Source organism: Streptomyces sp. NPDC058619 (assembly GCF_042717785.1).
In the GTDB taxonomy this organism is placed as follows: domain Bacteria; phylum Actinomycetota; class Actinomycetes; order Streptomycetales; family Streptomycetaceae; genus Streptomyces.
The window spans coordinates 1-11,614 of the sequence record NZ_JBHXQN010000100.1 but is presented as its reverse complement, the minus strand read 5'-3'; the positions used below and the strand labels follow the sequence as shown (position 1 = coordinate 11,614).

Annotated in this window: 11 protein-coding genes; 7 read left to right on the top strand and 4 right to left on the bottom strand. The window is 72.1% G+C overall.

All coding sequences use genetic code 11. The annotated features are described in order from the left end of the window. The first annotated feature begins 238 nt into the window (after positions 1 to 238). The 3 genes from ACFWTC_RS37485 (at position 239) to ACFWTC_RS37475 (ending at position 2,844) form a co-directional block, all read left to right on the top strand. Positions 239 to 814 carry a TerD family protein gene (locus tag ACFWTC_RS37485; protein WP_351272106.1) on the top strand — a complete coding sequence of 192 codons (576 nt, stop codon included), beginning with the start codon at positions 239 to 241 and terminating at the stop codon, positions 812 to 814. A 25-nt stretch (positions 815 to 839) separates the two neighbouring features. Continuing rightward, on the top strand, positions 840 to 1,964 hold the full coding sequence (locus ACFWTC_RS37480; RefSeq protein ID WP_383915373.1) for a DUF475 domain-containing protein: 1,125 nt from the start codon (positions 840 to 842) through the stop codon (positions 1,962 to 1,964). Between the two features lie 139 nt (positions 1,965 to 2,103). Then, positions 2,104 to 2,844, top strand: a complete 741-nt coding sequence (locus ACFWTC_RS37475) for a Tellurium resistance (RefSeq protein WP_383915374.1) — start codon at positions 2,104 to 2,106, stop codon at positions 2,842 to 2,844. A gap of 118 nt (positions 2,845 to 2,962) precedes the next feature. Here the strand turns inward: ACFWTC_RS37475 and ACFWTC_RS37470 are convergent, their stop codons facing one another. Beyond that, positions 2,963 to 3,721, bottom strand: coding sequence for a TerD family protein (locus ACFWTC_RS37470; protein ID WP_384028043.1), 759 nt, complete (start codon positions 3,719 to 3,721; stop codon positions 2,963 to 2,965). Between the two features lie 195 nt (positions 3,722 to 3,916). Here ACFWTC_RS37470 and ACFWTC_RS37465 point away from each other — a divergent pair, with 195 nt between their 5' ends. Genes ACFWTC_RS37465 through ACFWTC_RS37450 form a run of 4 tightly spaced genes read left to right on the top strand, consistent with a single transcriptional unit; the run spans position 3,917 to position 9,112 of the window. Continuing rightward, positions 3,917 to 5,113, top strand: coding sequence for an HpcH/HpaI aldolase/citrate lyase family protein (locus tag ACFWTC_RS37465; protein ID WP_384028042.1), 1,197 nt, complete (start codon positions 3,917 to 3,919; stop codon positions 5,111 to 5,113). Between the two features lie 8 nt (positions 5,114 to 5,121). Then, a complete protein-coding gene (locus ACFWTC_RS37460; protein ID WP_383915377.1) occupies positions 5,122 to 7,629 on the top strand; it encodes a phosphoribosyltransferase in 2,508 nt (835 codons plus the stop codon). Beyond that, positions 7,626 to 8,456, top strand: a complete 831-nt coding sequence (locus tag ACFWTC_RS37455) for an HAD family hydrolase (protein WP_383915378.1) — start codon at positions 7,626 to 7,628, stop codon at positions 8,454 to 8,456. Before ACFWTC_RS37460 ends, ACFWTC_RS37455 begins: the two co-directional genes overlap by 4 nt. Beyond that, positions 8,453 to 9,112 (top strand): O-methyltransferase, encoded by a 660-nt coding sequence (locus ACFWTC_RS37450; RefSeq protein ID WP_383915379.1) that lies wholly within the window; start codon positions 8,453 to 8,455, stop codon positions 9,110 to 9,112. The genes ACFWTC_RS37455 and ACFWTC_RS37450 overlap by 4 nt, the downstream gene beginning before the upstream one ends. Positions 9,113 to 9,182: 70 nt before the next feature. Here ACFWTC_RS37450 and ACFWTC_RS37445 read toward each other — a convergent pair whose 3' ends face one another. The 3 genes from ACFWTC_RS37445 to ACFWTC_RS37435 all read right to left on the bottom strand — a co-directional run bounded on the left by ACFWTC_RS37445 (position 9,183) and on the right by ACFWTC_RS37435 (position 11,464). Beyond that, complete coding sequence (locus tag ACFWTC_RS37445) at positions 9,183 to 9,407, bottom strand: zinc ribbon domain-containing protein (protein ID WP_383915380.1); 225 nt, start codon at positions 9,405 to 9,407, stop codon at positions 9,183 to 9,185. Between the two features lie 9 nt (positions 9,408 to 9,416). Further along, complete coding sequence (locus tag ACFWTC_RS37440; protein WP_383915381.1) at positions 9,417 to 10,022, bottom strand: DUF4383 domain-containing protein; 606 nt, start codon at positions 10,020 to 10,022, stop codon at positions 9,417 to 9,419. A 197-nt stretch (positions 10,023 to 10,219) separates the two neighbouring features. Beyond that, a complete protein-coding gene (locus tag ACFWTC_RS37435; RefSeq protein WP_384028041.1) occupies positions 10,220 to 11,464 on the bottom strand; it encodes a hypothetical protein in 1,245 nt (414 codons plus the stop codon). Positions 11,465 to 11,614: the final 150 nt, after the last annotated feature.

Below are 11,614 nucleotides of genomic sequence, written 5' to 3'. Positions count from 1 at the left end.
GGTGGGGCTGGGTGTGTCGCGGGGGCGGTGGGTGTTGGGCCCCTGAGCGGGCCATTGCGGCGCCCCCCGCCGGGGGGGCCCCCGGGGCGGCGGCCTCGGCGGGGGGCGCCCCCGCGCGCGGCCCCGGGGTTCGATCCGCAGCACCGCCACACGCAGCACCGCCACCCGCAGCACCGCCACACCCGCCACACGCAGTACCGCCACAGCCGTCACATCGTCGTCCGGGGAGGACCACAACATGGGCGTCACACTCGCCAAGGGGGGCAATGTCTCCCTCTCCAAGGCCGCACCGAACCTGACCCGGGTTCTGATCGGCCTCGGATGGGACGCGCGCTCGACCACCGGAGCGGACTTCGACCTCGACGCCAGCGCGCTGCTCTGCAACAGCGGCCGGGTGCTCGGGGACGACTACTTCGTCTTCTACAACAACCTGACGAGCCCCGACGGCTCCGTCGAACACACGGGGGACAACCTCACCGGCGAGGGCGACGGTGACGACGAGTCGATCATCATCGACCTCTCCCAGGTGCCGGCCCAGGTCGACAAGATCGTCTTCCCCGTCTCCATCCACGACGCCGAGGCCCGGCGACAGAGCTTCGGCCAGATCAGCAACGCCTTCATCCGCGTGGTGAACCAGGCGGACGGCCAGGAGCTGGCCCGCTACGACCTCTCCGAGGACGCCTCCAGCGAGACCGCGATGATCTTCGGCGAGGTCTACCGCTACGGCGGCGAATGGAAGTTTCGGGCCGTGGGGCAGGGGTACGCGTCGGGGCTCCGGGGCATCGCTCTAGACTTCGGGGTCAACGTTTCGTAAAGCCGTACAAGACGATGGGGTGCCAGTGGTTCTCAAAACCTTCGGCTGGTCGTTCGCAGTCACTGCGCTCGGTCTGGTCGCAGCGGTTCTCTACGGGGGGTGGGAGGCTTTCGGGATCGTCGCGATCCTCTGCATCCTCGAGATCTCGCTGTCTTTCGACAACGCGGTGGTCAACGCCGGGATCCTGAAGAAGATGAATGCCTTCTGGCAGAAGATCTTCCTCACCATCGGCATCCTCATCGCCGTGTTCGGCATGCGGCTGGTCTTCCCCGTGGTGATCGTTGCGATCAGCGCCAAGATCGGGCCCATCGAGGCCGTCGATCTGGCCATGAACGACAAGGACATGTACCAGCAGCTCGTCACCGACGCGCACCCGTCCATCGCCGCCTTCGGCGGCATGTTCCTCCTGATGATCTTCCTCGACTTCATCTTCGAGGACCGTGACATCAAGTGGCTCGCGTGGCTGGAGCGCCCGCTCGCCAAGCTCGGCAAGGTCGACATGCTTTCGGCGTGCATCGCGCTGATCGTCCTGGCCGTGACCGCGATGACCTTCGGCGCCAACGCCCACCAGCACGGTGGCATGCACGTGGACAAGGCGCAGACCGTCCTGATCTCCGGCATCCTCGGTCTGATCACCTACATGGTGGTCGGCGGCCTCTCCGGCTATTTCGAGAACAAGCTGGAGGAAGAGGAGGAGGCCGTCAGCGAGGCGGAGGACGAGGCCAGGAAGACCGGCAAGCCCGTCTCGGCCGTCGCCATGGCCGGCAAGGCCGCGTTCTTCATGTTCCTCTACCTGGAGGTCCTCGACGCCTCGTTCTCCTTCGACGGGGTCATCGGCGCCTTCGCCATCACCAACGACATCGTGCTCATGGCCCTCGGCCTCGGCGTCGGTGCCATGTACGTCCGGTCGCTGACGGTCTACCTGGTCCGCCAGGGCACCCTCGACGACTACGTCTACCTGGAGCACGGCGCGCACTACGCCATTGGCGCGCTCGCCGTCATCCTGCTCGTCACCATCCAGTACGAGATCAACGAGTTCATCACCGGTCTCGTCGGCGTCGTGCTGATCGGCTGGTCCTTCTGGTCCTCGCTGCGCCGCAACAAGCGCTTGGCGAGCTTGGAGAAGGAGGGGGTCGCCGTAGAGGCATGACCCCGCCGTTAATGCGGAACGCTCCATGGCGGGGCGGCCCAGGGGGTCCCTCCCGGACGGAAGTCCAGGGGAGCGGACCCGGCGGGCCGCCCCGCTTCTCGTAGGCATCCAGGGGACCAGGGGAACCAGGGGGTAGGGGATGGGCTTCTTCGACGGCATCTTGGGCAGTCGTGCCGTGCAGTTCCAGTCGGGCAGTGCCTCGTCGAACGCGATCGAGTTGACCAAGCGGCAACCGACGGTGTCGCTCAGCAAACAGGGCGCGGTCCACGGCAACCTGCGCGTCAACCTGTCCTGGCGCATGCGCACCTCGGACATAGGCGGCCGGTCCGGCCAGAGCGGGCAGCTGTTCCGCCACCCGTTCAAGCTCTTCAAGCCCGACATGGTGCAGGCGCACACCCAGGGCATGGTCAACGTCGACCTCGACATGGGCTGCCTGTACGAGCTGACCGACGGCACCCGCGGCGCCGTCCAGCCGCTCGGCAACCTGCTCGGGGACCTCAACGACCCGCCGTTCGTCAAGCTCAGCGGCGACGACCGGTTCGGTTCGGGGTCGGGGGAGACCCTCTACATCAACCTCGACCACGCCGACGACATCAAGCGGCTGCTGGTCTTCGTCTACATCTACGACCAGACCCCGGCCTTCGACCGGACGCACGCCATGGTGACCCTCTTCCCGGTCACCGGGCCGCGGATCGAGATCCCGCTGGACGAGCGGCAGCCGCAGGCCCGCTCGTGCGCCGTCGTCTCCCTGGAGAAGGTCAAGGGGGAGCTGGTCGTGCGGCGCGAGGTGAAGTTCGTGTACGGGTTCCAGGCCGAGCTGGACCGGCTGTACGGCTGGGGGCTCCAGTGGGGGCGGGGCTACAAGAGCACCAAGGCCTGACGGGGCGGCGCCGGGCGCTCAGGCGCTTGCAGCGCGGCGGCCCTGTCCGCCGGGCCCCCGGGTGCCGGGGCCGGGCGCCCCGGGGCCCGGCCCCGGCCCGACCCGGGGGCCCGGCCGGTCAGCGCCGGATGAACTGGGGGCCCTGTACCGGCATCCGGAAGGACGGGTCCCCGCCCGGGCCCGGCACCGGCACCGGCGACACCGGCTGGGGGTACCCGTACGCGGGCGGTACGGCCGGCGGGGCCTGCGTGGGCGGCGCCATCGCGGCCGTCTGCTCGGAGGTGGGACCGGCGGTCGGGCTCCCCGCGGGCTCGGGCGCGCCCTCCGCGGCGTTCTCGTCGACCGAGATGCCGTGGTCCGTCGCCAGGCCCACCAGGCCGTCGGAGTAGCCCTCGCCCAGCGCGCGGAACTTCCACCCGTCGCCGCGGCGGTACAGCTCCCCGCAGATCACGGCCGTCTCGGCGCCCGTCTCGGGCCGTACGTCGAAGTAGGCCAGCGGCTCGGAGGCGCCGGACACCGTGGCGTCGTAGAGCAGGATGCGCAGGTCGCGGACGCGCTCGAAGGGCACGTCCTCGGCGGAGGCGACCACCAGGACGCGGTCCACGGACGGGGTGACCGTCCGCAGGTCGGCCTGGACGGCGTCGGTGACCGCGTCGCCGATCTGCTTCTTCCCCAGGCGCCAGACGGCTCCGGACGGGTGCCGCGGCTGGTTGTAGAAGACGAAGTCCTCGTCCGAACGCACCCGGCCGTCCGAGCCCACGAGCAGGGCGGACGCGTCCACGTCCGGCACGTCGGGGCCACCCGTCCAGCGCAGCACCGCCCGGACCGCCGTGGCGGCCACCGGGATGTTGGAGCCCTTCTGCATCGCGTGCGTCATGCCCGTCATCCTGCCCTCCCGGGGGCGACAGGGACAATGCGGCCCCCCGTAGGACCTTGCCCTCGAACGGGAGACCTGGGCATGGTGCAAGAGGGTTACCTGAACTTCATGTGCTTGAGGAACTCTTGACTCAGGTTCGTACGTACTATTACCGGCCACGCCAGTTGGGCCGCCGAGGCAGTACGGGGGAAGCGCATGCGTCACTTTGGGCACATATCGCCTACTGTCCGTAAGGACCTCTTCCACCAGGAGCCGACGGAGTTCACCGGCGCCTCACCGGCCCGCATCCTCGCCGCGGCACTGGGAGCCACGCTCTACAGCCCCGCCACGCGCCCCCAGCTCGCCGCGGACGTCCGCAAGCAGGCCGGCCGGGGAGTCGTCTCCATGGTGCTCTGCCTGGAGGATTCCATCAGCGACGGCGATGTCGCCGGGGCCGAGGAGAACCTCGTCCGGCAGTTCGCCGAGCTCGACGCGACCCACGGTGCCGACGACGCGGACGACCCGGACGGCCGGGAGCTCCCGCTGCTGTTCGTCCGCGTCCGCACCCCCGAGCAGATTCCCGACCTCGCGCGCCGCCTCGGCGGATCCGTGCGGGGACTGGCCGGATTCGTACTCCCCAAGTTCGACGAAAGCCGCGGAATCGCCTTCCTGGAGGCCGTCGCCCAGGCGGAGGCCGAGAGCGGGCTGCCCCGCCTGTACGCGATGCCCGTCCTGGAGACCCCGGAGCTGCTCCACCTCGAAACCCGCGTCGAGGCCCTCGCCGGCATCTCCCGGGCGGTCAACAAGCACCGCGAGCGGGTCCTGGCCCTGCGGCTCGGCGTGACCGACTTCTGCTCCGCGTACGGGCTGCGGCGCACCCCCGACATGACCGCCTACGACGTCCAGATCGTCGCGGGCGTCATCGCGGACGTCGTCAACGTCCTCAGCCGCGCCGACGGCACCGGGTTCACCGTGACCGGCCCGGTCTGGGAGTACTTCCGCAGCCAGCAGCGCCTCTTCAAGCCCCAGCTGCGCCGCAGCCCCTTCCTGGAGGAAGGTGTGGAGGAGCTGCGCACCGCCCTGATCGAGCACGACCTGGACGGACTGCTGCGCGAGATCGAGCTCGACCGGGCCAACGGACTGCTGGGCAAGACCTGCATCCACCCCGCCCACGTCACGCCCGTGCACGCGCTGTCGGTGGTCTCCCACGAGGAGTTCAGCGACGCCCAGGACATCCTGCGCCCCGAGCGCGGCGGCGGCGGAGTGATGCGTTCCGTCTATACGAACAAAATGAACGAGGTGAAGCCCCACCGGGCCTGGGCCGAGCGCACCATGCTGCGCGCCGAGGTCTTCGGGGTGGCAAAGGAGGAGGTCGGCTTCGTCGACCTCCTCACGGCCGGGCTCCAGGTGTGAGCCCGTCCTTGACGACGAGGAAGGGCAAGACGATCGACGAGGTCGACGAGGTCTGGTCGGGAACCTGGGTCGCGCAGCGGCTCGGCGTGAGCCTGCGAGAATCTCCGGGCGCCGGGAAACCGCGGCTTGACGAACTGCTGGGCCTGGCGCTGCGGCGCAACCCCAAGCGGGCGCACCTGCTGGTCTCGCAGGTGCTCGGCAAGCACGTCCCGCAGTCACCGCAGACGGTGTACGCCGCCGGGTACGGGCTCGGTGAGCGCGTCCGCGCGCTGCTCGGCGAGGACGCGGCCTCCGCCGTGGTCCTCGGCTACGCGGAAACCGCCACCGGCCTCGGCCACTGCGTCGCCGACGGCCTGGGCCCCGCCCCCTACCTGCACTCCACCCGCCGGCCCGTGCCCGGCGTGGAGCCCGCCGGCGGGTTCGAGGAGGCCCACTCGCACGCCACCTCGCACCTGCTGCTGCCCGAGGACCCCGAGCTGCTCGCGGGCAGCGGGCCGCTGGTCCTGGTCGACGACGAGTTCTCCACCGGCAACACGGTCCTGAACACCATCCGCGACCTGCACGCCCGCCACCCCCGCCGGCACTACGTCGTCGTCGCCCTCGTCGACATGCGCTCCCCGGCCGACCGCGACCGGCTCACCGCCTTCGCCGCCGAGCTCGGCGCCCGCGTGGACCTGGTCGCCCTGGCCTCCGGCACTTTGGCGCTGCCAGAGGGGGTCCTGGCCAGGGGCCAGGCCCTGGTCGAGGAGTACGAGGAGCCGGCCGCGTCCGGGGGGCACGCCGCGTCCGCGGCGGGCACCCGCGGGGCCGCCGGGCCGGCCGGCGGGAACCCCCGCGAGCCGGCCTGGGAGCAGGTCCCGCTGGACTGGCCGGCCGGCGTCCCCGACGGCGGCCGCCACGGCTTCACCCCCGCGCACCGCACCCGGCTGGAGGCCGCCCTCCCCGCCCTCGCCGGGCAGCTCGCGGCAGCCCTCGGCACGGAGCCCGGACGGGTCCTCGTCCTGGGCAACGAGGAGCTGATGTACGCGCCGCTGCGCCTCGCGAAGGCCCTGGAGGAGGCGGGGGCGGCCCGCGAGGTCCGCTTCTCGACGACCACCCGCTCGCCCGTGCTCGCCGTGGACGACCCCGGCTACGCCATCCGCACCCGCCTCGTCTTCCCCGCCCACGACGCCCCGGCCGACGGTCCCGGCGACCGGTACGCCTACAACGTGCGCAGCACGGCGGGCGCCGGCTTCGACGCCGTCGTCGCCGTCGTCGACTCCGCCGGGGACACCCCCGCCCTGCGGACGGGGCTCCTGGCGGCCCTCGCCCCGCACACCGGCCGGGTCCTGCTGGCCGTCCTGCCCTCGTACGTACCCGACCGGCAGGAGCCGATCATGTCCGAGCCCCTGCGCGGCCCCGCGTTCTCCTCCTACGCCCCCGAGGACGTCGGCTGGCTGCTCCAGGACTTCTCCGACGTCGAGCTGGAGGCGCCGACCGAGGAGCGCGAGGAGGCCATCCAGGCGGGCGGCGCCCACTACGCCGAGTCCCTGCCCGTCGAATACCAGCCGTCGCGGCAGTACCAGCAGCTCTACCAGAGCGCCCTCGACGACTCCGCCTCCCGCATCGCCCGCGCCGTCGGCACGGTCACCGAGACCGTCCTCGCCGAGCGCTCCCCGTCCCCGGTCCTGGTCTCCCTGGCCCGCGCCGGCACCCCCGTCGGGGTGCTGATGCGCCGCTGGGCCCAGGTCCGGCACGGCCTGGACCTGCCGCACTACGCCGTCTCCATCGTCCGCGGCCGCGGCATCGACGCCAATGCGCTGCGCTGGCTCGCCGCCCACCACGACCCGGCCGACGTCGTCTTCGTCGACGGCTGGACGGGCAAGGGTGCCATCACCCGCGAGCTGCGCGAGGCCCTGGCGGAGTTCGAGGGCTTCAACCCCGAGATCGTCGTCCTCGCCGACCCCGGCTCCTGCGTGGAGACGTACGGCACCCGCGAGGACTTCCTGATCCCCTCCGCCTGTCTCAATTCCACCGTTTCCGGTCTCATCTCGCGTACGGTTCTCAGGTCCGACCTGGTGGGCCCCGCCGACTTCCACGGCGGGAAGTTCTACCGGGAGCTCGCCGGAGCCGACGTCTCCGTCGACTTCGTCGACACCGTCGCCGCCCGTTTCGACGAGGTGGCCGACGCCGTCGACGAGGAGGTCAAGGAACTCCTCGCCGCCGACCGGACCCCCACCTGGGAGGGCTGGGCGGCGGTCGAGCGGATCAGCGAGGAGTACGGCATCCACGACGTGAACCTGGTCAAGCCGGGCGTCGGCGAGACCACCCGGGTCCTGCTGCGCCGGGTGCCGTGGAAGATCCTCGCCCAGCGCGGCGCCGGACCCGACCTGGACCACGTACGGCTGCTCGCCGAGCAGCGCGGCGTACCGGTGGAGGAGGTCGACGGCCTGCCCTACACCTGCGTCGGACTCATCCACCCCCGTTTCACGCGCGGCGCCACGGGCGCCGACGGGAAGGCAGTGTCCTCGAAGTGACCCTCCTGATAGCCAGTGACCTCGACCGCACGCTCATCTACTCGGCGGCCGCCCTCGGTCTGACCATGCCCGACCCGGTGGCCCCCCGGCTGCTGTGCGTGGAGGTCCACGAGAGCAAGCCGCTGTCCTACATGACGGAGACGGCGGCGGGTCTGCTGACGGAGCTGACGGTCGACCCGTCGGTGGTCTTCGTGCCGACGACCACCCGGACCCGCAAGCAGTACCAGCGCATCCGCTTCCCCGGCCGCCCCGCCCAGTACGCGATCTGCGCCAACGGCGGCCAGCTGCTGGTCGACGGGGTGCCGGACCGCGACTGGCGGCGGCAGGTCGCGGCCCGGCTGGCCGCGGAGTGCGCCCCGCTGGACGAGGTCCACGCGCACCTGCAGGCCACCGCCGACCCGGCGTGGCTGCGCAAGACGCGGGTGGCCGAGGAGCTGTTCGCGTACCTCGTCGTCGAGCGCGCGCTGGTCCCCGACGAATGGCTGAAGTCCCTGGCGGAGTGGTCGGCCGCCCGCGGCTGGACCGTGTCGCTCCAGGGCCGCAAGATCTACGCCGTGCCCCGCCCGCTGACCAAGAGCGCGGCGATGCACGAGGTGGCCCGCCGTACGGGCGCCACCACGACGCTCGCCGCCGGGGACTCGCTCCTGGACGCCGACCTGCTGCTCGCGGCCGACCGGGGCTGGCGCCCGGGCCACGGGGAGCTGGCCGACGCGGGCTGGGAGGCGCCGTCCGTGACGGCCCTGGCCGAGGCGGGCGTGCTCGCGGGCGAGGCGATCGTCCGCGCGTTCACCCGTGAGGCCGGCCGGCTCGGCAGACTGGGTGCATGACCAAGGGAAACAGCACCAAGATCACTGACGGGCTCTACCAGTACATGCTCGCGCACAACCCCCCGCTGGACGCCGTCCAGCGGGGGCTCGTGGCCACGACGTACGAGAAGTTCCCCGACGTCGCCGGAATGCAGTCGGCGCAGGAACAGGGGCCGCTGCTCGCCTTCCTGGTCCGGCTGACGGGCGCCCGCCACATCGTCGAGATCGGCACCTTCACCGGCTTCTCGGCGCTGTCGATGGCCCAGGCGCTGCCCGCGGACGGCCGCATCATCGCCTGCGACGTGTCGGAGGAGTGGACGCGGTACGGGCAGGAGGCCTGGGAGGCGGCCGGGGTCGCCGACCGCATCGACCTGAGGATCGCCCCGGCGCTCGACACCCTGCGGGCCATGCCGGCGGACGAGCACATCGACCTGGCGTACGTGGACGCGGACAAGCAGAGCCAGATCGCGTACTGGGAGGAGCTCGTGCCGCGGCTGCGTCCGGGCGGCCTGATCGTCACGGACAACACGCTGTACCACGGCACGGTCCTCGACGAGTCGGCCACGGGCGCGGCGGCCGGCGTCCGCGCCTACAACGACCACGTCGCGGCGGACCCCCGCATGGACTCCGTGCTGCTGGCGATCTCGGACGGCCTGACGCTGTCGCGCAAGCGGTAGAGGTAGCGGGCGGGAGCCATGCGGTACTCCGGCGTGGCGGTCCGGCGGTACGCAGGTGTGGCGCCGGGGGTCAGCCGCAGCCGCCGCCCCCGCAGCAGCCGCCACCGCCACCGCCTCCCGCGCTCATGGCCGGAGCGGCGGCGCTGCTGGAACCGCCCACGGCGACGGCCGAGAGCAGCTTGACGGTGTCGGAGTGCCCGGCGGGGCAGTCGGCGGGCGCGGACGACTCGGCCATGGGCCGGCTGACCTCGAAGGTGTCTTCGCAGGTCCGGCAGCGGAATTCGTAACGGGGCATGCGCACAGGCTAAGCCTCGGGACCCCGTACGGGTATCCCCGGCCGGTGCGACACCGCGGACGCCGCGGCTGCGGATCCCCGGCCCGTGCGCGCCCGCTGCTCCCGGGCCGCCTGCTCGGGATGGCGGGCCCGCCAGTACGGATTGTCGTGCGGCAGGGCGCTGCCCACCCGCCCGTACATCCCGAACCACATCAGCATCACGCCGACGACGAAGCTGAACAGCACGTTCGGGATCCTGAAGGCGAGGAAGTTCAACCCGGTGTCGAGCAGCGCGAGGTTCATGAACCCGCTCGCGATGAACAACAGCCCCAGCACGATGTTCAGCGTCGAGGCGAAGTTCCCGCCCACGGCCGCCCCGTACAGCAGCAGCAGGCCCACGAGGATGGACAGGACGCTGAGCGCCCCGTTCGTGTTCAGCGTGAGGACCGTGTCCCCGCCCGTGTCGAAGAAGCCGATCCGGTCGATCAGCCCCAGGATCCCGAACACCACGAGCAGGAGGCCGGTCAGCCCGGCCCCCACCCGGTACACCGTGCTCAGCCTGTGGTCGACCGGCAGGTGCTCGTCGAGCCGGGCACCGACCGGCTTGCGCATGCGCGCCGCGGCGTGGGTAGCCATACCGCCCTCCTCTGCCTCGGGCCGTACGTCACTCCCAGCATCCGCCGCCGGGAGGCCGCGGACAACCCCGGACGGTTCGCGGGAACGGCGGCGGGGCGCGTGCGGGTCGGGAACGGTCGGGGTGGGGGCGGTCGGGTTACGGGATGGCCGAGGTAGGGGACGTGTCGGGAGGCCCGGAGACGAGCTGGCTGCCCGCGCTACCCGTGCCCGAGGTCCTCCCGTATCTCGGAAACCACCCGGTTCACCGAGGCGCGCACCGCCTCCATCTCCTGGAGGAACGCCCAGTAGTCCGGGTGCCGTTCCTCCAGCCCGGCCACCGCCCGCTCCACCCGCGCCACCGACGCGTCGAGCGGCGCCGCGTGCCGGGGATCGGGCACGCTCCGGCCCGCCATCGCCAGCCGCTGCGCGTCCCGGATCGCGAACCGCGTACGGTCCACCTCCGCCCGCGGGTCGCGCGCCACCGCCTCCAGCCGCGTCAGCCGGTCCTGCGCCGCCGACACCGCCTCGTCCACCGCGTCGAGCGAGGCCCGGACCGCCTCGATCGACGTCCCCACGTCCGTCCAGCGCTGCTCGTCGCGCGCCCGCCCGGCGTCCGCCAGCCGGTCCTCCGCCTGCGCCACGTCCCGTACCGCCTGGTCCGGCACCTGCTGGAGGTCCTGCCAGCACGCCGCGCTGAACCTCCGGCGCAACTCGCTGAGCACCGGGTCCACCCGGTCCGCCCGGTTGCGGAGCGCCTGGGCCCGCGTCCGCAGGCTCACCAGCCGCCGGTCGATCTCCGCGGCCCGCTCCGGCAGCCGGGCCGCCTCCGCGCGCACGCCCTCCGCGTCCCGGAGGATCCGGTCGGCGCGCTGCACCGTCGCCTGCACCCCGTGGAGCGCGGCGCCCTGGTTCAGCATCGTCAGCTCGGGCCCCAGCGCCGCGAGCCGAGCCGCCAGATCGTCCGCCCGCATGCCCTCGGCCCGTACGGCGTCCAGCGCGTCACTCGCCGCCAGCAACGCCGCCTTGGCCCGCTCCCGCGCCGGGGCCACCCGCGCCAGCTGCGTCTCCGCCTTGTCGAGCAGCGGCCGCAGCCCCTGCTCGTACCGGTCCAGCTCCGCTTTGACCCGTACGAGCTCCTCGCGGGCCCGGGTCAGGTCCTGGGTCGCCTGCGCGGCGACCGACGCCTCCAGCTCGGGCCGGTCCAGGTCGTGCGCGTCGACCGCCTCGATGTACACGTGGCTGACCTCGTCGATCCGCCGCCCGAGCGCCGCGAACCCCTCGCCGGCCTGCCGCGCGGCGGGCGATCCGTCCGCGGCGGCGATCGTCTCCACCGAGATCCGCAGGTCCCGCTGCGCGGTGTCCAGCTCGTAGAAGGCCGCGGCGGCGGCATCCTTCGCCGCTTGCGCATCCGCCCGCCGACTCTCGTCCCGCCCACCGAACCAACGCCGGGATGCCGTCGTCACAATCCCTCTCCCGTACCGCGTCCGCCTTGCCCCGGTCCATTCTCCCCCACCGGAACGGGTTTGCGGGGGGGGGGGGGGGGCGGTGGGTTATACACAAATCCCCGCCCACCAGACAGCACCGTCTCTCGTTTGGCGGGTTCTGCTGTTGAA